17 protein-coding genes are annotated in these 24167 nt (G+C 66.3%); 10 read left to right on the top strand and 7 right to left on the bottom strand.

What is annotated here, in order from left to right:
* Positions 1-15: 15 nt before the first annotated feature.
* Positions 16-705, bottom strand: a complete 690-nt coding sequence (locus IT430_05900) for a dienelactone hydrolase family protein (GenBank protein MCC6907456.1) — start codon at positions 703-705, stop codon at positions 16-18.
* 243 nt (positions 706-948) lie between these two features.
* Here IT430_05900 and IT430_05895 point away from each other — a divergent pair, with 243 nt between their 5' ends.
* Together IT430_05895 and IT430_05890 are read left to right on the top strand one after the other, a co-directional pair.
* Complete coding sequence (locus tag IT430_05895; GenBank protein ID MCC6907455.1) at positions 949-3336, top strand: PAS domain S-box protein; 2388 nt, start codon at positions 949-951, stop codon at positions 3334-3336.
* Positions 3333-4043: a response regulator transcription factor gene (locus IT430_05890; GenBank protein ID MCC6907454.1), complete on the top strand. Its 711-nt coding sequence runs from the start codon at positions 3333-3335 to the stop codon at positions 4041-4043. The genes IT430_05895 and IT430_05890 overlap by 4 nt, the downstream gene beginning before the upstream one ends.
* Before the next feature lie 44 nt (positions 4044-4087).
* Here the strand turns inward: IT430_05890 and IT430_05885 are convergent, their stop codons facing one another.
* Entirely contained in the window at positions 4088-4339 is a 252-nt protein-coding gene (locus IT430_05885) for a BON domain-containing protein (protein ID MCC6907453.1), read from the bottom strand.
* Between the two features lie 223 nt (positions 4340-4562).
* Here IT430_05885 and IT430_05880 point away from each other — a divergent pair, with 223 nt between their 5' ends.
* A complete protein-coding gene (locus tag IT430_05880) occupies positions 4563-6149 on the top strand; it encodes an FG-GAP repeat protein (protein ID MCC6907452.1) in 1587 nt (528 codons plus the stop codon).
* A gap of 3 nt (positions 6150-6152) precedes the next feature.
* Here IT430_05880 and obgE read toward each other — a convergent pair whose 3' ends face one another.
* Positions 6153-7178 carry a GTPase ObgE gene (obgE, locus tag IT430_05875; GenBank protein MCC6907451.1) on the bottom strand — a complete coding sequence of 342 codons (1026 nt, stop codon included), beginning with the start codon at positions 7176-7178 and terminating at the stop codon, positions 6153-6155.
* Between the two features lie 236 nt (positions 7179-7414).
* Between obgE and IT430_05870 the strand changes: the two genes are divergently transcribed.
* From IT430_05870 to murQ, 5 genes are all read left to right on the top strand, one after another.
* A complete protein-coding gene (locus IT430_05870; protein ID MCC6907450.1) occupies positions 7415-8476 on the top strand; it encodes a sigma-70 family RNA polymerase sigma factor in 1062 nt (353 codons plus the stop codon).
* Between the two features lie 151 nt (positions 8477-8627).
* A complete protein-coding gene (locus IT430_05865; GenBank protein MCC6907449.1) occupies positions 8628-10244 on the top strand; it encodes a sodium/solute symporter in 1617 nt (538 codons plus the stop codon).
* On the top strand, positions 10241-12121 hold the full coding sequence (locus IT430_05860; GenBank protein ID MCC6907448.1) for a family 20 glycosylhydrolase: 1881 nt from the start codon (positions 10241-10243) through the stop codon (positions 12119-12121). The genes IT430_05865 and IT430_05860 overlap by 4 nt, the downstream gene beginning before the upstream one ends.
* Positions 12122-12147: 26 nt before the next feature.
* Positions 12148-13275 (top strand): anhydro-N-acetylmuramic acid kinase, encoded by a 1128-nt coding sequence (locus IT430_05855; GenBank protein MCC6907447.1) that lies wholly within the window; start codon positions 12148-12150, stop codon positions 13273-13275.
* 41 nt (positions 13276-13316) lie between these two features.
* Positions 13317-14213 (top strand): N-acetylmuramic acid 6-phosphate etherase, encoded by an 897-nt coding sequence (murQ, locus tag IT430_05850; GenBank protein MCC6907446.1) that lies wholly within the window; start codon positions 13317-13319, stop codon positions 14211-14213.
* 437 nt (positions 14214-14650) lie between these two features.
* Here the strand turns inward: murQ and cadA are convergent, their stop codons facing one another.
* The 4 genes from cadA to nrfD all read right to left on the bottom strand — a co-directional run bounded on the left by cadA (position 14651) and on the right by nrfD (position 22826).
* Positions 14651-16912 (bottom strand): cadmium-translocating P-type ATPase, encoded by a 2262-nt coding sequence (cadA, locus tag IT430_05845; protein MCC6907445.1) that lies wholly within the window; start codon positions 16910-16912, stop codon positions 14651-14653.
* 63 nt (positions 16913-16975) lie between these two features.
* Positions 16976-17764: a hypothetical protein gene (locus tag IT430_05840; protein MCC6907444.1), complete on the bottom strand. Its 789-nt coding sequence runs from the start codon at positions 17762-17764 to the stop codon at positions 16976-16978.
* A gap of 270 nt (positions 17765-18034) precedes the next feature.
* Positions 18035-20794: a molybdopterin-dependent oxidoreductase gene (locus IT430_05835; GenBank protein MCC6907443.1), complete on the bottom strand. Its 2760-nt coding sequence runs from the start codon at positions 20792-20794 to the stop codon at positions 18035-18037.
* 529 nt (positions 20795-21323) lie between these two features.
* Complete coding sequence (nrfD, locus tag IT430_05830) at positions 21324-22826, bottom strand: polysulfide reductase NrfD (GenBank protein ID MCC6907442.1); 1503 nt, start codon at positions 22824-22826, stop codon at positions 21324-21326.
* Positions 22827-22975: 149 nt separating this feature from the next.
* Here nrfD and IT430_05825 point away from each other — a divergent pair, with 149 nt between their 5' ends.
* Both IT430_05825 and IT430_05820 read left to right on the top strand, forming a co-directional pair.
* Positions 22976-23329 carry a carboxymuconolactone decarboxylase family protein gene (locus IT430_05825; protein MCC6907441.1) on the top strand — a complete coding sequence of 118 codons (354 nt, stop codon included), beginning with the start codon at positions 22976-22978 and terminating at the stop codon, positions 23327-23329.
* 194 nt (positions 23330-23523) lie between these two features.
* A complete protein-coding gene (locus IT430_05820) occupies positions 23524-24105 on the top strand; it encodes a molybdenum cofactor guanylyltransferase (protein MCC6907440.1) in 582 nt (193 codons plus the stop codon).
* Positions 24106-24167: the final 62 nt, after the last annotated feature.

The following is a 24167-nucleotide window of genomic DNA, read 5'->3' as shown; positions in this document are numbered from 1 at the left end:
GCCCAAATCGCCGCGCTATTTCTTCTCCAGGCGCTCGCCAAGGAACGTCAGCGTTTCCTTCCAAGCGCTTTCGGCGGCTTTGGCGTTGGCGCCATCGCGGCCGGTTTGCTGGCGGAGGAAGCCGTGGCCGGCGCCTTCATAGACGTGATGGGTGTACGTCTTATCGAGTTCACGCATTGCCTTGGCGGTCGGCTCGACGGTTGAGGTGACGCGGTTGTCATCGCCGCCGTAGAGGCCGAGCACGGGGCACTCGATGCTGGCCATCGCCTCCTGACCGGGCGCTGTGCCGTAGTAGACGATCGCCGCATCCAGCGCCGGCTGGCGCGTGGCGTAGGTGAAGGTGCTCGTCCCGCCCCAGCAGAAGCCGATGCACGCCGACGTATCCGCCGCGGAGGGCAGCGAGAGGGCGTAGTCGCGGACCGCGTTGAGTCGCGTGGTCAGTTCATCATCGGTGATCTTGCGGATGGCTTCGCGCACCGCATCGCCTTGGAACGACTCGGTGCCGCCGCCGTCCGGTCCCATTCCGGAGAGCAGATCGGGAGCGACGGCGATGAAGCCCTCGGCCGCGAGTCCGTCGGCCACGGCCCGCACCCAGTCGGTCATGCCGAAGATCTCGTGGATGACGATGACCACCGGCGCGTGGTCGGACCGCTCGGGGTAGGCGACCCAGGTTTTGAGCGTTGTCTCAGAATCGGGAATCTTCACCCCCGCCCATTCGCCATGTCTGGGAGAGTCGACGAGGGCTTGCGTCGCATTATCCGCACCCGGCGGAATTCCCGGGGCGGTTTTCCCGAGCACAGCCGTGATTGGGGGCGTCAGGAGCAGTCCGGCGACGAGAGCGGCACGTGTTTTGTTCATAGGCGATTGTTGTTCCTCCACGCAAGGCAGGCCACGAGCACCATGCCCACCCAGGCGCCGCACACTCCGAGCCCGAATTCCAGCCGATCCATGACTGAACGCGAACTGCTGGCCCGCCTGGAAGCGGTGCTGGACTCCACGCTCGATCCGATCATCACGATCGATTCGCGCGGCGCGATTGTGTCGGTCAGCAAGTCGATCGAGCGCGTGTTCGGGTACAAGCCCGATGAACTGGTCGGGCGCAATGTGAGTGTGCTGATGCCCGAGCCGCATCGCAGCGCCCACGACGGCTATCTGGCCCGGTACCGGCAAACCGGGGTGACCGGCATTCTCGGCAGGACGCGCGCTTTCGAGGCGGCGCGGCGCGACGGGTCCGTGTTCCCCATTGAGATTTCGGTGTCGCGCGTCGATGTGCCCGGCGAGGAGTTTCCGCTCTTCACCGGCATCATTCACGATGTTTCCGAGCGGCACCGGGCGGAGGCGGAACTTCGGCTGATCCAGGAACTGAGCCTGGCGCTGGGCGAAGCGACGGATCTGAACTCCGCGCTGCTCATGACGCTGCAGCGCGTCTGCGAAGTGACGGGGTGGGACTGCGGCGAAGCGTGGGTGCCGGACGCCGACGGACAACTCGTCATCGAGGCCTCCGTTGCCCACCGCGATGGCCAGAATCTCGACCGTTTTGTCAAAGCCAGTAGCGGCATGCGCTTCGGCCGGGGCGACGGGCTGCCGGGCCGAGTCTGGCAGACTGGTCGATACGAGTGGCTCGACGACCTTTCCGAGACCCGCCGATTCGGCCGCGCGGCAGTCGCGCATGAGGCAGGCTTGCGCAGCGGCGTCGGGCTTCCCATTCTCGCGGAAAGCGAAGTCGTCGCCGTCGTGGTGTTCTACATGCGCGAACGCAGCAGCGAGGACGAGCGCCGCCTGAAACTCGTCTCGGCGGCGATGGCGCCGCTTGGGCCCGCGATTCAGCGCAAGAGAATGCAGGACGCCCTGGCTGAATCCGAGCGCCGCTTTCGCGACATGCTCGGCCGGATCCAGTTGATCAGCGTGATTCTCGACACCGACGGCGCCGTCACCTATTGCAACGACTACTTCCTGAGTCTCACCAAGTGGCAGCGTGAAGAAATCATCGGACGCAACTGGTTTGAAACCGTCATCCCGGAAGAGGATCGGGAGCGCACGTTTGCGATTTTCCGCGATGCGATCGCCACCGGATCGATTCCGCCGCACTTCGAGAACGCGATCATGACGCGCAGCGGCCGGCGCCGGCTGGTGGCGTGGAACAATTCGATGATCTGCGACGGCAAGCGATGCCCGTTCGGCGTGGCCGGCATAGGCGTGGACATCACCGACCAGCGCCGCGTGGAACAGGAACTCAATCAGCACCGCGCGAACCTCGAGGGCCTCATCAAGGAGCGCACTGAAGAATTGCTCCAGTCGCACGAGCAGTTGCGTCAGGCGGACCGGCTTGCCTCAATCGGCACGCTCGCCGCCGGCCTCGGCCACGACATGAACAACGTGCTGTTGCCGATGCGCTGCCGGCTCGATGCGGCCGAGTCGCTCGACCTGCCCGGCGAAGCGCGCGAAGAACTCGCCATCGTCCGGCGGCTGTGCGACTACCTGCAGCAGTTGAGCGACGGACTCCACCTGCTCGCGCTCGATCCGGAAGACGGCGAGGCATCGCAGGCCACGACGGACCTCGCGCATTGGTGGGACCAGGTCGGCGTGCTCTTCCACAAGGCGCTGCCGCGCCACGCGCGATTTGAGAGCGAGATCGAGCCCGATCTGCCGCCGTTGGCCGTGGCGCCGCACCGGCTCACCCAGGCGGTGCTCAATCTGCTCGTGAACGCGGGCGAGGCGATCTCACCCGGGGGCATCGTGACGTTCTCGGCGCGGCTCGGCCCGGAAGGCTCGGACGTGCAGATTCGAGTGCGCGACAACGGCCGGGGCATGACGCCCGAAGTGCAGCGCCGGGCGTTCGATCCGTTCTTCACGACCAAGTCGCGCGGGCTGGGCACGGGGATGGGATTGTCGCTCGTGCGCGGCGTCGCCCAATCGGCAGGCGGCAAGGTCTTCCTCGAATCGCAACCCGGGCGCGGCACGGTCATCGGTCTGGATGTGCCCCTTGCGCGACCCGTCGTCGGCGACGGCGTCCGGCCGCGCACAGCGCGTGTGGCACTGAGCGAGCCTCGGCTGGCGACGCTTGTCTGGACCATGCTCGAAGCGGACGGATTTGAAGTGCAGCCGGGCGAGCCGGGCGACGCGGTGCTGTGGGTCATCGAGCCAAACGACAGCACCCTCGCCGAAGCGAGCCGGCTGCTGAGCGGTTCATCTCCACGGCAGATTGTCGTCTGCGGCCCGGCGCCCGAGGCATGGGAACAACTGGACGTCTTTCACATCACACAGGCGGACGATTTTGAGCAGGTGCGCAGCGTGTTGCGCGACGCCATCGACGCCTACGAAGGAGCACTCACGTGACACCTCGAACCATTCACATCCTCTGCGTCGATGATCACGCGTTTCTCGTGGACGGCCTGAAGGCCAAGTTCGCGCTCGAGCCCGGGCTGGTCTGCGTCGGCCGGCTGCCCAGCGCCGAGCGGCTCATCAACGAAGTCGAGCGCCTGCGGCCGCAGATCGTACTGCTCGACATCGAGATGCCCGGGCCTGATCCTTTCGAAGCGGCCGCCGACATTCGCACTCGCTTCCCCGAGACGCGCGTGGTCGTGCTCAGCGCCTACGTGCGCGATCATTACATCAGCGCCGCCTTCAAGGCCGGCGTGTCCGGTTATTTCTGCAAGAGCGATGACACGAGCGAAATCATCCAGGGCATCCGCAGGGTGGCGCGCGGCGAATTCGTCTTCGGGCCCAAGGTCGCCGAGCGCTGCCGACCGGCGCACGGCAGTCGGGCGGGCATGGCGCCGCCGAGCATGCTCCAGGCGCGGCCGAGCACGGTCACGCGCGTCGCGTCGGCGCCGAAATCCAAACTCGACATTCTGAGCAATCGCGAGCAGGAGGTCCTGCGCCTCATCGGCCGCGGCCTGACGCGACTGGAGATCGCCAAATCCATGTCGCGCAGCCCCAAGACGGTCGACGGCCACCGCGAGCGCATCATGTCCAAACTCGACCTGCACACCACGGCGGAACTGGTCCGCTTTGCCATCCGCGAAGGTGTCGCGGAGGTGTGAGAGACGACGCTGAGCCGGATCGCGCGCGGAATGTGCCTGATGGTCTACGGCCGTCGGAGCTGGGGCAGGACGCGGATTTCGACGTTGTCGATCACGCCGCGCACGCCCTTGACGCGCGAGGCGGTGTCGAAGGCGGCCAGGCGGCGGGCGGCGCTGTCCACCACGCCCGACAACGTCACGACGCCGTCGGCGATGACGACCTCGATCGGCGCCTGGTCGATCCGCGGATCCCATTTCATCTCGCGCGTCAGTTCGTCGAGGATTTCTTCGTCGCTTCTGGTTCGTGTTGCGGTCATGTTTACTCGCTGCCCGGGGCCTTGGCGGCGCGGCGGTCGGCATCCATATCGCCGCTGCCCGCTCCCCACACACATAGTGTCTGCCCATTCGCCGCGGAAGCGCGGATAAAGTACTGCGAACGCGACGTTTCGGGGCAACTTTCGGGTATCGGAAGGGAATCTCGGGATGGCGGGAGTGGTTCAAGTACGAGCAAAAACGTGGCGCAAACGGGGGAGATTGACCATGGACAGGCAGGCGCATTCGCGGGGTGGCAGCCCCCAGCTCGGGTGGACGGCGGCGCTGCTGGTTCTGGCCGTGTTCGCCCTGGGCTCACCGGCGCCGGGACAGACGTGGTCGCAGTCGGCCAAGCTGCGGGCAGGTAACCCCGGCGCGGATGATGCGTTCGGCCAGGCCGTAGCGCTCGACGGCGACACGGTCGTGGTCGGCGCCATCACGGCCAACGGCCGAATCGACAACACCGGCGCTGCGTACGTCCTCCGACGCGAGCCTGGCGGCAGCTGGAGCGAGACCGCACGACTCTTCGCCGCCGACGGCGAGCCATACGACTGGTTCGGCTACTCGGTGGCGATAGACGGCGACGTCGCCGCGGTCGGGTCGGTCTTTGCGGTGGGGCAGCAGTGGGCCGCGGGCGCTGCGTACGTCTTCCGGCGCGACGTCAACGGCCAGTGGACGCAGGAGGCTCGACTCATCGCGCCCGACGGCGAGCAGGACGACCGCTTCGGCCACAGCATCGCCGTCGCCGGCGACACCATCCTCGTCGGCTGCCCGCAGGACACCGGCCGCGACTACCAGTCCGGCTCGGTGTACGTCTACAAGCGCGATGGCGGCGGGCAGTGGCTCATGACCCAGCGCCTCATCGCCGACGACGGTCAAGCCTACGACCTCTTCGGCACGAGCGTGGGCTACACCGGCGACTGGATCGTTATCGGCTCGCCGCAGGACGGCGACTTCGGCTACGGCACCGGCTCGGCGTACGTCTTCGGCCTTGCCGGCGGTCAGTCGTTCACGCAACTGGCCAAACTGCTCAGCGGCGGCGCCGAGGAGGGCGATTATTTCGGTACGAGCGTGGCGACCAGCGGCACATCCATCATCATCGGCGCGCCCAGCGATGACGATCGCGGCTCCAACGCCGGCGCTGCGTACGTCTTCGCCTACTCGGGCGGCGCGTGGAGCGAGCAGGCCAAACTCCTCGCCGACGACGGCAGCGCCATCGACCAGTTCGGCATCGCCGTCGCCATCGACGATCGCACCGCACTCGTGGGCGCGTACTGGAATGGCGATCTCGGGAGCAACTCGGGTTCCGCGTACGCGTTCATCAACGACGGCGGAATCTGGTCGCAACAGCAGAAGCTGCTCGCAGATGACGGCTCCACGGGCGACTGGTTCGGCCAGAGCGTCGGTGTGAGCGGCGACAGGGCACTTGTCGGCTCGCCAAATGATGACGACGGCGGCGACGGTTCGGGATCGGCGTACATCTACGAGCGATCCAGCGCCGGCCCGATGATCACCGTTGCCGGATCGTGCCCGGGGCCGATGCAGCTTACCGTAAGCGGCGCCACGCCGCACGGCCTCGTCGCGCTGGTCGCCGGCTTCCGCGCGGGTTCGTTCACGCTGCCGCCGGGTCCGTGCCAGGGGCTCGTCGTCGACATCCGGCCGCCCTACGCGCCCGGCGCGCCGCTCGTCACCCGCGCCGATGCGCAGGGTCGCGTCGCGTTCTCGCGCCCATTGCCGGCCCAGGCGTGCGGCATCTCGGTGCAGGCGATTGACGGCTCCACGTGCAGCGCCAGCAATCGCGTCGTGCTTGATTGAGACTCAGGTCCAGCGCTCAGGGACGCGCGCCGACATCTGCCAGCACCGCTCGAGCAGCTCGCGCACGCCCTCTCGCGTTGCGCCGCTGATCACCATGGGCCGCTCGCCTCTGGGAAAGCCGAGTTGGCCGGCGAGGCGGTCAATCAACGCATCGCGATCCTGCGGCGCAACGAGGTCGATCTTGTTGAGGACGATGATCTCGTCCTTCTCGGCGAGGTCGCTGGAGTAGTTGGCCAGTTCGCGGCGGATGATCTGGTAATTCGCGGCCGGGTCGCTGCCGTCGAGGGGCGCGACATCGAGCAGATGAATCAGCAGCGCCGTGCGCTCAACGTGCTTGAGGAAGTCATGCCCGAGGCCGACGCCCTCGGCGGCGCCTTCGATCAGGCCGGGGATATCCGCGAACACGAGCCGGCGCTCGGCGTCGAGTTCGGCGATGCCTAGTTGAGGCTTGAGCGTGGTGAAGGGGAAGTCGGCCACCATCGGCCGCGCCTTGGAAACCGCGCGCAGCAGCGTCGACTTGCCGGCATTGGGCATGCCCAGCAGTCCGACGTCGGCCATGAGTTTGAGTTCGAGGCGCACACGGACGGTCTCGCCCGGCTCGCCGGGCTCGGCTTCGCGCGGCGTCTGGTTCGTCGACGACTTGAAGTGGATGTTGCCGAATCCGCCGCGGCCACCCCTGGCGACCACGATCTGCTTACCGGGCGCGTCCACGTCGGCGATGAGCTCGTTCGTTTGGTCGTTGTAGATGAGCGTGCCCGGCGGCACGGGCAGGCGCAGGTCCACTGCCGCCTCGCCGGAGCAGTCGCGGCTGGAGCCGGGCTGGCCGCTGCGGGCGTGCCAGTGGAAGCGGCTGCGGTAGTCGAGGAGGGTGTTGATGTTGGGGTCACCGACGATCAGGATGCTGCCGCCATCCCCGCCGTTGCCGCCGTCGGGGCCGCCCTTGGGAATGTACTTCTCGCGACGGAAGCTCACGCATCCGTCCCCGCCCTTGCCCGACCGCACCTCGATGACCGCTTCGTCAATGAACACGCGGGGATGGTAGGTGGCGGTTGAGGCGAAATGGGCCGGCCGGGCTTGGGGTTGTGGGATTACCCTCTGATCAGGGGGGCCAGGAATTGCCGTTGGGGGCTCGGAAAACGCCGAGGGAGGCAGGGTAAATCCCCGGGATCTGTAAGGGTAATGCCCATTTCTTGTCCTATCCCATCGTTTCTTAGAATCGTTTGAACCTGCGCGCGTCTTTCTCCATACATATACACGAGGCATTGATGCGAAAGACCACCCATCCAACTCGTTCACCGTTTGAGCAGATGCAGTACCACGACGGCCTGCAGTCGCCGGTCCGGCCCAGCCGCACGACGGCCCGGCCCGATCTCCGGCCCGACGAGGCGCGCGTGATTGCCGATCTGCTTTCGCGACCCATCGATTTCATCGACAGCCCGGCGTTCCACGAACGCGAGGCTGATGTGCGAATCTACGAGAAGACGATCGCCAAGCCGGACATCTCCTGGTACCAGCCGCTCATGGATCGCCTGACGCGCTCGCCCAACCAGTCGGTTTCGAGCGGGCAGATCAAGCGACTCAGCGGCAAGCAGGAGCGCGTGCTCTTCCATCAGTTCAACTACGCCAAGTTCCGGATCCGCCAGATCCAGGAAGACCTTGGCATGAAGGAAGAGGGCAAGCCGGCGTCGATCGAACCGACGGCCGCACAGATTCGCGAGCTGCTCAAGTGGCACCGCGTAGTCGAAGACCTGCGCACGCAGATCGCCGAGAGCAACGTCGGTCTCGTGATCGCCATGGCGCGTCGGACGCGGATTCGCGACCTCGAGTTCGCCGATCTTGTCAGTGAAGGCAACATGGCGCTGCTGCGCAGTGCCGAGAAGTTTAATGCGGATTACGGCTTCAAGTTCTCGACCTACGCGTGCCAGTCGATCCTCAAGGCGTTCAGCCGCCTCGGCGTGAAGGCCAGCCGGCATCGCGAGCGCTTCCCGGTCGAGTTCGAACCCGAACTCGAAACGGCCAAGCCGTTCGACGAGCGTCGCGAGAGTCTCGATCAGGATTGCGCGGAAGAGGTCGCGAACATTGTTGAGGAGAACCGTTGCGGCCTGACCGACGTAGAGATGTCTATCATCCGCCATCGCTTCGGTCTGGGCAACAAGAGCGACGAGGACAAGAGCCTCACGCTCGGCCAGGTCGGGCAGATTGTCGGAGTGGGCAAGGAGCGCGTGCGGCAGATTCAGGTCAAGGCGCTGGCCAAGATCCGGCGTGAACTTGAAACGCGATTCCTCTACCGCGAGCCGGTCGAAGATCACCGCTCGATCACGAACTGAGTTCGACCCGATCGGGCTTTCACAAGTCTCTCTCTCCTTCGCAGCGCCTTGGACGAAAGTCTGGGGCGCTGTTTGTTTTTGGCCGGTTTTTGCCGGGGATGCCGATCCTTAGCGCGTTCAGCACACTCCCGACGCAGAGGCGAACGCCCCCTTGCTCACACCGCCACTCCAACTTGCCGCTGCGAGCCGGCTGGCGCCATTCGACTGGATCGTATTGGCGGCTTACGCCATGCTGCTGGTCGTCACCGGCTGGCTCGTCTCGCTGCGCAAGCGGACGAGCACGAGCGATTACTTCCTTGGCGGGCGCGATTTGCCCGCGTGGGCCGTCGCCATCTCCGTGCTCGCGACGTCGCTCTCGGCGGCGACGTTCATCGGCGGGCCGCAGCAGGCCTTTGACGGCAACCTCACCTATCTCTCAGCGAGCATCGGGCAAGTCTTCGCGGCTCTCTTCGTCGCCGCGTTCTTCATCCCCGTCTTCTACCGCTTTAACGTCAGCACCGTCTATGAACTGCTCGAAAGCCGCTTCGGCCCTGAGACACGCATGGCCTCGAGCATCATGTACATGCTCGGCCGGGTGCTGGCGAGCGGCTCGCGCGTCTACATCGCCGCGATCCCGGCGGCGCTGATCCTGTTTGACCAGACGGACATCACACCCGCCAAGGAAGCGCAGCAGGTGTGGCTGGCGATCATGCTCTTTATGATCGCGGGCGTCGGCTACACGTTCGTGGGCGGCGTAGCGAGCGTGATCTGGACGGACGTCATCCAGACAGTGGTCTTCGTCGGCGCTGCCGTCGTTGCCGCGGTGGTGCTGCTGGGCCGCATCCCAGTCGGCGCGGGCGAACTGATCGACGTGCTCAGCCACGCCGCGCCGGGGCAAGCGTCGAAACTCACGATCCTCGATCTCTCGTTCGACCTCTCCGCGCCGTACACGCTCTGGACCGCTCTGATCGGCTTCACGCTCTTCAACGTGGCGGCGTACGGCACGGACCACGACCTCGCGCAGCGCACGCTGACGTGCCGCTCGGCGATCAAGGGCAGCCGCAGCGTGGTCGGCGCCATTCTCGTTGGCCTGCCGGTGACGTTTCTGTTCATGGTCATCGGGCTGCTGCTCTACGTGTTCTACCAGCGGCCTGACGTGATGGGATCAGCCGGCCCGCAAAGCGGCGTGGCCGACAGCCGCAAGGTCTTCCTCAGTTTCATACTCAACGAACTGCCGGCGGGCCTGCCGGGCTTGATGATGGCCGGGCTGTTCGCGGCCGGTCTCTCGACGATCAACTCGTCGCTCAACGCCATGGCCTCGGCGTTCACGAACGACATCTACAAGCGGCTCGCGCCAAAACAGAGCGAGCGGCACTACCTGCTCGTGGGTCGCCTCGCGGTGGTTGGCTGGGGCGTCGTGCTGACGCTGTTTGCCGGCCTGTGCATGGTCTGGCACCAGAAGTACAAGGCGGACCAGTCGCTCATCGACTTCGCCCTGTCAGTCATGACCTACGCCTACCCCGGACTGCTGGCGGTCTTTCTGACCGCCATCTTCACGAAGCAGGGCAACGCCGTCAGCGCGCTGGCGGCGCTGTTCGTGGGCACGGCGACGGCGATCTACCTCACGCCGGGCATGTTCAACAGCATCAAGCCACAGTACCTCATCGACCTCAGCCCGGCGTATCCATGGCGGCTGCTCTACTGTACGGCCCTGGCGACGGCGGTGTGTCTCATCGGCCCGCCGCGCACAGCCGGCATGGACGCTGCGCTCAGCAAAGCGTCTACATGACCGCTCCTCTGCCGCTGATCCCGACGCCTCGCCGCATGCGCCTCACCGGCGGGCCGGTGGCGCTGCGCGATGATGCGCTGGCGCTGCATCTGACCGGCTGCGAGATGATCGACGTGCGGGAGGCGCGCGACGCGGCGCGATGGAGCCTCGTCGATTCGCCGCGCGAGGCGGATGTGGTCGTGCGCGTGACGGAGGCCGGTATCGACCCGCGAAGCATTCGCGGCCAGTCGTATCGGCTGGAGATTGGCCGGCCTGGGAATGGACGCCGATCCTTTGCGCGCATTGAGGCGCCGGGTGTGAGCGGAGCGCGCTACGGCCTGGCCACACTCAGGCAGGTCGTGCGCTGCGCGCGCCTCGGCTGGACGGTCCGCGAGATGGTCATCGAAGATGAGCCCTCGTTCGGGATCCGCGGCGTGATGCTCGACCTTTCGCGCGATCGAGTGCCCACCATGGAGATGCTGCGCGAGTTCGTCCAGCAACTCGCGGCGCTGAAGGTCAACCACCTTCAACTCTACATGGAGCACACGTTTGCTTACGCCGGACACGAAGAGGTCTGGCGCGACGCCTCGCCGGTCACGGCGGCGCAACTGCAGTCGATCAGCGCCCTCTGCGCCGCCTGCGGCATCGAACTCGCGGCGAACCAGAACTGTTTCGGTCATCTCACGCGCTGGCTGGAGCTGCCGCGCTATGCCCACCTCGCGGAGACGCACGGCGAATGGGTGTTTGACAACGGGCAAGTGCGCGTGCCGCGCTCGGGTCCATTCAGCCTGTGCCCGACGGACCCGGCGTCGCTGGCGCTTGTCGACGATCTGCTGGGTCAGTTGCTGCCGTGCGTTCGCTGCCCGCGCGTGAACATCGGCTGCGACGAGACGTTTGACGTGGGCACGGGCCGAAGTCGAGACGCTGTAACACAGCGCGGCCGGGCGGCCATCTACGCAGAGTATGTGAACGCGGTTGCTGCGATCGCGAGGCGACATCTCGCCCCGCATGTGGATGCGCCCGTGCAGCCGATGTTCTGGGCAGACATCGCGCTGCGCGAGCCGGCGGCGCTTGATCTCCTCGATGATGATCTGGTTGCGCTGGTCTGGGGCTACGAACCGGATGCGGCGTTCGACAGGTGGTGCCGCGCGATTCGTGAGTCGAAGCACGGCGATCGCGCAATCTGGATGTGCCCCGGCACGAGCGCGTGGCGGAGCATCACGGGACGCACCGCCGAGCGGCGCGGCAACCTCATCGCCGCCGCACGCGCCGGACTTACCCACGGAGCAACGGGGTTTCTCATCACCGAGTGGGGCGATCACGGCCACCGTCAGCAGTGGCCCATCGCGCTGAACGCGCTGGCGGATGGGGCGGCCGTTGCGTGGAATGCCGACGCCGCCGAAGCGTTCGATGCGCGGGCGGCGTCGGTGCACCTCATGGATGATGCGATGGGCCAACTCGGGCCGTGGATCGATGCACTGGGCGATCTCGATGCGCCGCTCCGCGATGGTTCGCATGCTCCTCGCATTCTCAACGCGAGCGCGATGTTCGTCGACCTGCACGAAAGCCTTTCCGTCGAGCCGCACTTCGGCGGGTCGGTCGAAGCATGGCAGGCGGCAAGCGCGCGATGGCGCGAACTGGGCGAATCGATGCCGCGCATCGAAGATGAACAGATCCGCGCCGAACTCGAACACACTCTGGCGGTGTGCCGCCTGGCCATTGACCGCGCCCTGCTGCGGCGGGGTGCGGCCGCATCGGCCGTCGATCTGGCGCGGCAGGTCCGCGACGTCGTCGACGAACACCGCCGCTTGTGGCTGGCTCGCAGCCGCGAGGGCGGTCTGGCCGACAGTTGCCGATACTATGAACGGATTGCCGAGGAACTCGAACGGCTGGATTGAGACGGCCGAAAGGGCGCGGAGAAGGCATGGGCGGATCACGGCTGGTTGCGGGCTGCATGACGGGCACGAGTCTCGATGCGCTCGACGCGGCGCTGGTCGAGATCAGCGGGCGCGGGCTGGACATGCGGGCCCGCCTCGTGCGCACCGTGAGCCATTCGCTCGGATCGCTGGGCGATCGGCTGCGGCGCCTGGCGCAGCAGGATGCCATGACCGCCGGCGAGATCGCATCACTCAATCGCGAGTTCAGCGCGCTGCACGCCACCGCCCTGGCCGAAGTGATCGGCAGCGACATCGCGGACCTCATCGCGGTGCACGGGCAGACCGTGTTCCACGCGCCGCCGCTGACGTGGCAACTGTTCGAGCCGGCGATCGTGGCGCGGCAACTGTGCGTGCCGGTCGTGTCCAACTTTCGGGCGGCCGACGTGGCGGCGGGTGGGCAGGGGGCGCCGATCACGCCGCTGGCGGACTACATCATGTTCCGCGACCTCAAGGAGCGCCGGGCAGTGGTGAACCTCGGCGGGTTCTGCAACTCCACGACACTGCCGCCCAAGCCGGCGCGAGCCGAGCACTACAAGGTAATCGACGAGATCGCCGCCGGTGATGTCTGCGCGTGCAACCACGTGCTCGACGGGCTCGCCCGCCGGCTGTTCAACCTGCCCTTCGACGAGGGCGGCTCGCGCGCTCTCTCGGGCCAGGTCGATGACGCCTGCTTCCAGCAGTTCGTGCAACTTCTTCAGGAGCAGGTTCGACTCGGCCGCTCGCTGGGCACGGAAGATGAACTCGGCCCTGGGCTCGATCGCCTGACCTCATCGCGCGCTGCCGGCGCCTCGGTCGCCACCGATCGCGGACCGGTCATCGCGCGCTCCGCGTGCGCCGCAGTGGCGACGGTTGCGCTCGATCACGTCGGGGCCGTCGATCGACTCATTCTCGCCGGCGGCGGCGTGCTGAACAAGGCGCTGCTGGGCGAGTTTCAGAAGCGCTCGAACGCGCCGGTGAATCGCAGTGACGATCTCGGCGTGCCGGCGCCGTACCGCGAGGCGATGGCGATGGCCGTGCTCGGCGCGCTATGCGAAGAACGGATTCCCATCACCCTGCCGCAGGTGACCAAACTGCCCGGCCCCGCGCCCGTCGCCGGCTCGTGGGTTTATCCATGAGCGGCTCCGGCTCACGCGCCCATCCGCCGGATCGAAGCCACGTGCGCACCGAGCATCGCAACGAGCGCACCAACAAGCTACACCAATTGACCACTGCGCAATGCGTGGAAGTCATGCAGCGCGAGGACCGCATGGTCATCGAGGCGACGGAGCGGGCCCGGCCGGCGCTGGTCGCGTTCATCGAGGCGGTCGAAGCGGGCTTCGTGCGCGGCGGACGGCTCGTCTATGTCGGCGCCGGCACGTCAGGGCGGCTGGGTGTGCTGGATGCCTCGGAAGCGCCGCCGACCTTCCAGGTGCCGCCGGATCGGATCATCGGCATTATCGCGGGCGGCGATGCAGCGCTGCGCAAGAGCAGCGAGGGCCTTGAAGATGATCCGCGCGGGGCCGAGCCGGCGCTGGCGGCGCTGAAGCTGACGCGCGACGATGCGGTGCTGGGTATCGCGGCGGGCGGGACGACGCCGTACGTGCTCGGTGCGCTCGAATTTGTGAAGGGTTGCGGAAGCGAGGGCGCAAGCGGTGGACGCGCGGTTACCGGTTTGCTCACTTGCAGCAGAATGGAGAAGCCAGCATCGGCTGATCATCTAATCGTGCTCGAAACCGGACCCGAGGTGCTCACCGGCTCGACGCGCCTCAAGGCGGGCACCGCGACGAAGCTCGCGCTCAACACGATCTCGACGACGCTGATGATCCGCAGCGGGCGCGTCTATGAGAATCTCATGGTCGATCTGCGCGCGACCAACGACAAATTGCGCGATCGGGCCGCGCGGATCGTCATGACGCTCACATCGCTCGATCGCGCTGCGTCACTGGACCTCCTCGACGCCGCGGGCGGCGCGGTGAAGACGGCCGTCGTGATGCAGCGTCGCAATGTCAACCGCGCCGCCGCGGAGCAGTTGCTCGCGCAATGTGGCGGCCGACTGGACCGCGCGCTGGATTGAGCATGCCGTGGTCCAGAGGTCGGCTCTGCGACGGGCGGGCCACGTTGATGGGTGTTGCGCGTTCAATGTGACTCGCCTGCGGTTCGCGCGCCCGCGTGGCCTGCGCTCCCAAAGCCTCGCTTGACCACGGCACCCCCGCTGCCGGGACGACTCGGGTGCCGTGGTCCAGAGGTCGGCTCTGCGACCGGCGGGCCACGCCGGCGTGCGTCAGAGTTGAAGAGTGATTCGTCCGCCGCCCGCGCGCACGCGTGGCTTGCGCTCCCAAAGCCTCGCTTGACCACGGCACCCGCGCTGCCGGGACGACTCGGGTTCCGTGGTCCAGAGGTCGGCTCTGCCGGCGGACCACGCCGGCGTGCGTCAGAGTTGAAGAGTGATTCGTCCGCCGCCAGCACGCGTGGCCTGCGCTCCCAAAGCCTCGCTTGACCACGGCACCCCCGCTAACTGTTGGGCGAACGACGCGCAAGCTCCCAGCTCAACCGCCACTTCAATCGCAGCGAGTTGCCGATGACGCTCACGTCGCTCAGCCCCATCGCCGCGGCGGCCAGCAATGGTCCCTGCATGCCCAGCACGCCGAATGCCGCGGCGGGAATCGCCAGCGTGTTGTAGATGAACGACATGAACAGGTTCTGCTTGATCGTCCGCAGCGACAGGCGGCTGATGTGCATGAGATCGAGCAGGTGATCGAGCCGTTCGCCGGGTATGACGACGTCGGCCGCTTCGATGGCGATGTTCGTGCCCGAGCCGATCGCGATGCCCACGCCGCCGCGCGCGCTCGCCTCGGCCAAGGCCGCGGCGTCGTTGATGCCGTCGCCGACCATCGCCACGACGCGGCCGCGCTGCGCCGCCTCGCGCACGGCGGCGACCTTGTCCTCCGGCCGGAGTTCAGCGCGGATCATCTCAGGGTTCAAGCCCGCCTGCGCACCGATGCGCTGCGCCACGGCCTGGCGGTCGCCGGTGAGCAGCATCGCTTCCACTCCCGCCGACTGCAGCGCGGCGATGAGTTCGCGCGCCTGCGGGCGGATCGCGTCGGTGAAATCGATCGCGCCGATTACCTGGCCGGCGACGACGACGATGCTGCGCGTCAGGTCCTGCGCATCATCATCAAACACCAGCCCCTGTGCACGTGCAGCGCCGGTGGAGATGACTTCGACGGGCCGACCTTCGACCGTTCCCGTCAGGCCCTTGCCGCTCGTTTCTTCGACGTGCTCAGCGCGCGGCGCCGTGATGCCGCGCGATCGGGCTTCGTCCGTAATGGCCCGGCTGAGCGGGTGCGTCGACGCGGCCGCCAGCGATGCGGCCAGCCGCAGCGGTTCGTCCGCGGCTTGCGCCACCACGGGCTGGCCGGCGGTGAGCGTGCCGGTCTTGTCAAAGAGTATGAGATCGACGGCGGCGGACCGCTCGAGCGTCGCAGCGCTCTTGACGAGTACGCCGCGCCGGCTGGCGGCGCCGCTGCCGACCATCACCGCCGTGGGCGTGGCCAGGCCCAGGGCGCACGGGCAGGAGATGACCAGCACGGTCGTCGCGTTGACCAGCGCCAGCGTCCAGCTGTTCTCGCCGCCGAAGATCGCCCAGCCGATGAACGTGAGCGCTGCAACGCCCAGCACCGCCGGCACGAAGATGGAACTGATGTAATCGGCGAGGCGCTGGATCTCCGCCTTGCTCGACTGGGCTTCGCGCACCATTTCCGCGATGCGCGAGACGGTGGTGTCCAGGCCGCTCGTCTCGGCGCGCACGACGAGGCGGCCGGTCTGGTTCAGCGAGCCGGCGACGACGCGCTGGCCGGCGTCGCGCTGGACGGGCATCGATTCGCCGGTGACGATGGACTCGTCGATGGAAGACTGCCCGCTCACGATCACGCCGTCCACCGCGATGCGCTCGCCGGGGCGGATGAGCATGAGATCGTCGGGCTGGATGTCGGCGGACGCCGCGATCTGCCCGGCCGTGTCTTCTTCGCTGGCCAGACGAGTGACTTCATCGGGTTGCAGCGACAGCAGATCGCGGATCGCCGAGCCGGCTGCGGCGGTAGTGCGGGCCTCGAGCCAGTGGCCGATCGCAATGAGCGTGAGCAGGCCGGCCGATTCGCTGAAGTAGAGCGGCTGGTCCGGCTGCTGGCCCAGCAGGTGCATCGCGAGCACGACGGCGGAGAAGCCGAATGCGGCCGTGGCGCCGATGGCGATGAGCGTGTCCATGTTGGTGGCGCGCCGCATCGCCGCGTGCCACGCGGACTTGTAGAACGCGCTGCCGACGTACACCTGTACGAAGCTCGAGAGCGCGACCACGAGCCAGGTGTACGCGGTGATCTCCCCGTGCTCGTGGGCCAGGCCCGTCCACGACGCGGGCAGGTGCATCGGGATCATCGGGATCGACGCGATCACCCCGGCCAGCGCGCGGTTGCGCCAGGCCCGAGCGTGGTGCGCCTGGCGATGTTCGATTTCGCCCTTCTGCTCGGCGATGGAAGTCCGCTTCTGCACCGCCCGGGCCTTGTAGCCGGCCCGATCGACGGCGCTGACGAGCGCATCCGGGTCGAGGCCGGAGCCCGTGACGTCGGCTGAAGCGTGCGCGAGGCTCACCTGCGCCGTGCTGACGCCAGGCACCGTCTTGAGCGCCTTTTCAACGCTGCCCACGCAGCCGGCGCAGTTCATGCCTTCAACTGAAAGGCGGACGGAGTCGGACTCGGCCGTTGCAGATGGTGATGCCATGCGCAAGTTTAGCGGCGAGCCCCGCACCGCCGCCGGTCCGGCGGTACGACTCAGGGAACCGTCTCAGATCGACCTGAGTTTCCTTGCCACCATGGCGACGTAGAAGAGATGGTCGCCGTGAATGCTCAGGCGGTGGCAGTAGCGGCGGTAGGCATGCACTTCGATAAAGCGCTTGCGCATGAGTTTGCGTATCAACCCGGCAAAGCCGGTGTCGTCTTCCATGTCGTCGAGGAAGTCCTGCTTGATGTTGAACGCGAGCCAGCCGGGCGTGTCGATGAGGTTGTACGCCTCGATGAACGCCTCCGTGGGAATGTCGCCGTAGCCCAGGGCGGCCACGGTGGTGAGGCAGTTCGCGTCGGCAGCGCGGAGATGGGCGCGGGCGCCGTCGTCGAGGGCGGTCATGTCGGTGATGACGTAGTCGTCATACACGCCGGGCCGATCGCGATAGGTCGCCTCGCGCGCTTCGGGGATGATGTCCACGCCGATCAGCCGCGGCACGCCTGCGTTGCGCAGTTCCTGGCCGACCATGCCGTTGCCCGCGCCGAGATCGAGCACGCGCAGGTCTTCCATGGTGTGCGGGTCATCCATGAGCACGTCGCTGAGCAGTTGCACGACGCGATAGGGCGAGCAGCATTTGAGGCACTGGTAAAAGAGCGCCTCGTAGAGACCGGGCACCTTGTAGATCTCGTGGTAGTCATGGAAGCGGACGCGGCTCCACTGTTCCTCGCCGTCGATGCGATACTCGCACCACTCCTGATCCTGATCGAGGTCGTCGGAATCGATCGGAAAGCGAAGGTGGAACTGGGCCACCTGATCGCTGAGATGCTGCGCCGATGCGGATGTCGGTGACATCGTCGTGCTCCTTGTCTGAACTTGATTGGCGGAAAAACGTCCGCCGCTGGATCGCGCAGCGCCCTGATTGATGGTGCATGCCACGCGCGCAGCAGGACTGACCACCCTACGGCGCACCGCCCGTGAGTCAACCTCCAACGCAAAAAACCGCCCGCAAGGGTGCGGCAGCGCGTTCCTGCTGCTGCAGCCCGGTGCGAGTGCGCCGCACCGGCCGCCGTGCAACTTGCCGCTGCGCCTGGCGTCGCTGTGCGCCGCGGCGTTTGCTGGGCATCATTGCTTCATGCGATACGCGTCGGCGCTGGGCTTGACGGCGCGGGCAAACCAGAGCGGCCGGCGCAAGCCTCCCGGACCGGGCCCTGGACGCGTCCTGCTGAGCCACTCGCGGTAGACCTCCATCGACTTATTGGTATCGACGAAGACATCGCCGTATTGGTCGTCGGGCGCCGCGCGCGAGACGGTGACGGCCTGGTGCCAGCAGTGCATGCCGGAAATGGGATCGGGCTGCACGGGGAAGGTGAGGTTCTGGTGCACGCCGCCGTCGGACCACCAGATGCGTTTGGTGTCGGGATCGCTGCTGGCGTAGGCGTGGATCTTCTCGATCTTGCGGAAGCGGAACTGGCCCGGCGCGACTTCCTCACGCTCCACCTTGCACGCCGCCATGCGATCACCGCCGACGTCGTCAAAGAGGCGCCAGCGGCCGAGGTGGTGCGAGCAGGCGATGACGCCGGGCCGCATGCCCTCGGTGACCCAGACCTTGTTGACGAAGTGGCCGATGCGCGTGGCGACGCGGATGAGATCGGTCGTCTGCACGCCCAGCAGCTCCGCGTCTTCGGGGTGGATCCACACGGGGTTGGTGTTGGAGAGTTCGTAGAGCCACTTGGCGTTGGCGCTGCGCGTGTGAATGAGCGTGGGCAGGCGAAAGGTGGGAATGAGAACGTACTGCCCCTTGGAGCGATCCATGTGCTTGCGGTGGATGTGGCTGTCGATGTACGCGGGCAGGTCGTACTCAGGCCAGTTCCACTGCTGCATCGTGTCGCTGTAAATCTCGAGTTTGCGCGAGGGAGTGGCAAAGCCGGTTACGGCGTGGTCGCCGTTTTGCACGCCGATCGGCTTGCCGTCTTTGATGACGGCCCCGTCGTCGCGCGTCTCGGCGGCCTGCATCTGTTCCGCCTTCAGCTTGGCAAGATGACCCGTGTAGGTGTCGGCCTCGACCAGGAACGCGCCGTGGCGCTTCATGTACTCCAGCGGCGTCATGCCGACTCTCTTCGCGGCGTCGGGCAGGCCGGGCACCGAATTCTCGAAGATCCACTGGTAGTACTCTTCAATCGTGATCTTCTGGCCGGCGCGATAGGGGGACTCGAAATATTTCCTCACGCCCAGCGCCCCGTCGGGATCGATGCGCCACGACAGTTCGATCCAGAATTCGTCTTCTTCCCAGACTTCGCCGGGGTTGGCCTGCCAGGTGAGTTGGACGTTCTGTCCGACGCGCTCACGCGCCACGCGCAGCACCGGCTGGCGGAAGCTGATCCACTTGGCCGCGTGAGTCTCCTGGCTCATGAGGTCGTGGCGCTCGGCGCCGTTGCCCATGGGCAGGATATAGTCGGCGTACTGCGCGGTTTCGCTCCACACCGGTGTGAGGGCCGCGTGCAGGCCGATCTTGCTCTCATCGCGCAGGACTTTTTCCCACATCATGCCGTCAGGATTCGTCCACACCGGGTTGTAGACGCGGGTGAAGTAGACATCGACCTTGCCGCGGCCTTCCTGCAGAAAGTGCGGCAGCAGGTAGGAGAGTTCGTGGTACGCGAGCGGGTACTCCCGCGGGTAGAGCAGCTCGCTCCACACGTTCTGCGGCGGGGGTTTGAGGAACGGCGCCGGCACGAACTTGTTGTTGCTGTTGAGGTGCGTGCCGCCGGGCGTGTTGATGGCGCCCATCAGAACGACAATGAACTGCAGGCAGCGCGCCACCTGCCAGCCGCCGAGGTTGCCGGCTGCGGCGTTGCGCCAGACGTGCGTAGCCAGGGCGGAGCCGGCGGCGCCGATCTCGCGGGCGATGGTGCGGATCTGCTCGGCGGGAATGCCGCATTCCTTCTCGGCCGCTTCGGGCGAGGCATAGGCGTAGTGGGCCTTGAGATGCTCGATGAATCGATCGAACTCGACAGGCTCCTGCGGCGCCTTGGCGCGCAGGTAGTCGCGCCAGTTCACCCACTGCTGCACGTACTCCCTGTTGAAGAGGTTCTCGTTGAGCAGGACGTTGGCGATGGCCAGCAGCAGAAACGCCTCGGTGCCCGGCCAGGGCGCGAGCCAGTGGTCGGCCATCGACGCCGTGTTGGAGAGGCGCACGTCGATGACGCAGATCTTCGCGCCGTTGTTCTTGCCTTCGATGATGCGCTGGGCGTGCGGGTTGAAGTAGTGGCCCGTCTCGAGGTGGGCCGAGAGCATGAGGATGAACTTGGCGTTGGCGTGATCGGGCGATGGGCGGTCGGCCCCGGTCCACAGTGCGTAGCCGACGCGCGCGGCGGATGAGCACACGTTGGTGTGGGAGTTGTGCCCGTCGACGCCCCACGCCTGGAGGACGCGGTCCATGTAGCCGTCGTGCCCGGGGCGGCCGACGTGGTACATCACTTCATCGCGGCGGTTGTCGATGAGCGCTGCGCGGATGCGCGCGGCGATCGCGTCGAGGGCCTCGTCCCACGTCGTGCGCTCGAACTTGCCCGAGCCGCGCGGCCCGATGCGCTTAAGCGGATACAGGATGCGGCCGGGATCGTTCACCTGGTTGATGGTGGCGGGGCCTTTGGCGCAGTTCTTGCCGCGCGAGGCGGGGTGGTGCGGATTGCCTTCGAGTTTCTTGATCGCGAGTGTTTCTTTTTCAACGTACGCAACAAGCCCGCACGCGGCTTCGCAGTTGAAGCAGGTGGTGGGCACGAGCATGTAGCGCTTTTCGACCTTGCGCGGCCACGCGGCGGGGTCGTACTCCACCCAGTCGTCCCACTGGTCCATGGGCGGGAAAGACTCCAGCGGCGTGGTCGTCATGTTCTCAGGATCGTGTGAACGCACGTGGTCAACTCCAGATCAACTCAGCGGGATGCGCGAGGCTTTTCAACGGGCCAGTATGGTGATTCGTCGGCCGACATCATCCGTTCATTCGTCCACCCACAATACTGCGGGTACGCTCTGCGGAACCGGCGTCGCACATTTGCATCGGTGTAAACCTCGATTCCGAGTACAGGCTTGAGGCGAGAGGCTGCTGTGCGGGCTGCAAGACGGCTCCGCCCACAGTTTACTTGTTGCCAGTTCGTACAAATCAGATGTCGCGGCGAGCGCACGCTGGCCAACAACGACTCTGGCAACACGTTGATGTGGAGATGTGCGCCGTTGTCGAGAGTGCATTTAAACCACTCAATCACTCCGATATCAGGGGGACCGACGTGACGACACGCCTCTGGCCGCGGCCAGCCAAGTACTCCCACGAATTCCGAAACGAGAATCTTCGTGTGTTTAGTAACCAAGGATTATCCGATGCGATCATGACTGCGAAATGCTGCTGTTTTCCATGGCTAGTTCATGACAGCGGCGGCAACTGGCCGGCGCGGATGAAGGCGTATTCGTAGAGGTAGAGACCGAGCAGAATCGGGATAATGACAGCGCCGGGCAGCAGCAGCGCCACGAGCGCCGCCAGCGCCACACCGATGATGAGCCCGCCTCTGAAGCACCCGAGCGGACCAAGGCGCACGACGCCGAGGAACCCTGCCGCCTGGCGGGCATTATCTGTTGCGTGCGAGCCATATCGCTCGTTGATCGAAAAGAGCGTGTGCGCCACGAGCGAGGCAAGCAGCACGATGGCTGCGACCGGCTCGATTCTGCCCAGCCACGTCCACGCGTCCTGTGTGAATGCGATGAATGCCGCGCTCCCCAGCATGACCGCCTGCGCAAGCAGGTGCGGCAGGAGCCACTTGCTTTCCCACAGGTCGCGCCCCTTGCACTGGGCGAAGAGGAACGCCGTGTAACCCGCGACGGCCAGGGCGATGGGGACGTTGATCCAGCGGACGATGTCGGCGGCGGCGTCGACCTCCACGAGCCGCAGCACGATCGCCAGCGGCGTGGTGACCATGTACAGGCCGAGGATGACGCCGCCCTTGACGAGCCAGCTCGTCCAGTTCGGCCGCGTCACCATGCGGTAGAACGCCCACGGCTTGGCGAGGTCTTCGACCAGCAGGAAACAGGTGATCGCGGTGAAGAGAAGCGCCACGACTTCGGGCATGTAGCGCTGTGCCCAGCTGCCGAACTCCAGTCCGAGGAACTGGCTGAAAGGCGCCAGGATGCCGGCGCCGGCCGCGATGCCCTTGGTGACGAGGTAGAGCGCCACCGGCCAGCCCCACTCGACCTTGTGCCCCGCGTCGAGCACTGTTCGCGCGTTGGGCGTGGTCGGCACCGACCCGGGCCAGGGGTCGAGCTTGTGCGGCGGGCGATCGCTCCAGATGTAGGTCTCGGGCCGCTCGGCGCTGCCGGGCTTGAGCGCCACATCCGACGCCCCGATATAGCGGACGTTGGGCCCCGTGCCCTGTTCAGGCCGACGGACTTTCGTCTCGCGATTCAGGATCATCAGCGAGATGCGCGATCCAGGATCATCCATGTCGCCGGACACGATCGCGCCGACCGGGCAGACGTTGACGCACGCCGGCTCGAGGTTCTTCTCGACTCGGTGGGCGCAGTAGTGACACTTCTCGACGGCCCCGAGGTCTTCGTTCAGATAGATCGCGTCATACGGGCACGCCTGCATGCACGCCCTGCAGCCGATGCAGGCGTCGCGGTCGAGATCGACGATGCCATCCTTGCGCTTGTCCAGAGCATTGACGGGGCAGATGGTCACGCAGGGGGCGTCGGTGCAGTGGTTGCATCGCTGGACGAGGAACATGCGGCGGATGTCGGGAAACAGCCCCTGCTCGGTGTACTTGACCGAGGTGCGAAACGAGCCGACCGGCACCTCGTTCTCCGCCTTGCACGCGACGGTGCAGGCGTGGCAGCCGATGCAGTCCTCGTGATTGATGACAAAGCCATACTGCATGGGTCCAGTGTATCGGCGCGGGGTGCAAAAGGTAGGGTCGGCCGCGCTGCGTCCAACTGCCGATAGAATGGGACGACGCGATCCGAATGTGACGCGCGCCGGACGTTCACCAGTCCGCACGGCGGACCCTACTCAGAGCGGGGCACCTCATGGCCAAGAAGAAATCATCCACGAAGTCGAAGCAGTCATCTGCCGTGCCGCAGACCTACAAGGATTTCATCACGAAGTATCCGGCCCTGGGTGAGTCGCACGAGCGCGTGGCCCGGACGGTGGACAAAGCGGGACCGCTGGATGAGAAGACACGGGCGCTGATCAAGATCGGCATCTGCATCGGAGCCGGGCTCGACTCGGCGCTGCGCAGCCACGTCCGCCGGGCCATGCAGGCCGGGGCGAGCGAGAAGGAGATCGAGCAGGCCACGCTGCTGGCGATGAATACGTGCGGCTTGCCGCGCACGGTGGCGGCGTGGTCGTGGGCGCAGCAGCAGTTTGCGCGCGGGGTGTGATGTGGGTGGCGTGGTCTGGAGGCCGGCTCTGCGGCCGGAAGGCCACGTGAGCGTGCGACAGATGTTCAAGGTCATTCGGTGAACAATGGTGCCTGCGCGTGGCCTGCGCTCGCAGAGCCTCGCTTAGACCACGGCATCCAATGGGCTCCCTGAGTATCGCGGCGACGCATGCATCGCCGCTAAACTGATGGCGCATGTTGCCGATGCCGGTCTACATCCTCGCCGGGGGGCGATCTTCGCGCTTTGGCAGCGACAAGGCGCGGGCTCTGCTCGGAGGCAAGCCGCTGATCGTGCGGCTGGCGAACCAGATCCAGCCCGTCGCGCGGGAAGTCACTGTCGTCGCCGAGGCGGCTGACAAGTACGCCGACCTCGGCTTGCGCACGATTGCGGATCGGCGCCCCGGTCTCGGGCCGCTCGCCGGAATCGAAGCGGCATTGTTTGACGCGCACCACATTTCGGACTGGATCATCATCTTCTCGTGCGATCTCACGGCAATTCACCCCGCGTGGATCGAACTGCTCGCGGCCGCCAGGCGTAGCGAATCAAAGGTGGCGACCTTCACAGAACCCGGATCGCGCCGATACCCGTTTCCCGGCGTCTACCACGCCGGATTGCTGCCGGCGGTGGCGTCATGCCTTGACGAGGGGCGTCTGGCGGTTCGCTCTCTGATCGAGAGCGTCGATCACTCCGATGTCGCGCTGCCAAGCGACTGGCCGCAGGTCGCGCAGGTGAACACGCCCGAACATCTGAAGCGGGCCGACGCGGCGGGCGAGTAGAACGGCAATCCGATCCTGCGGCGATCGCAGGAGATGATCAACAGATGCCGGAAACGCGGAGC

The organism is Phycisphaerales bacterium, assembly GCA_020852515.1.
Classification (GTDB): domain Bacteria; phylum Planctomycetota; class Phycisphaerae; order Phycisphaerales; family UBA5793; genus UBA5793.
The sequence above is the reverse complement of the archived record's forward strand: the minus strand, read 5'-3'. Positions and strand labels throughout refer to the sequence as shown.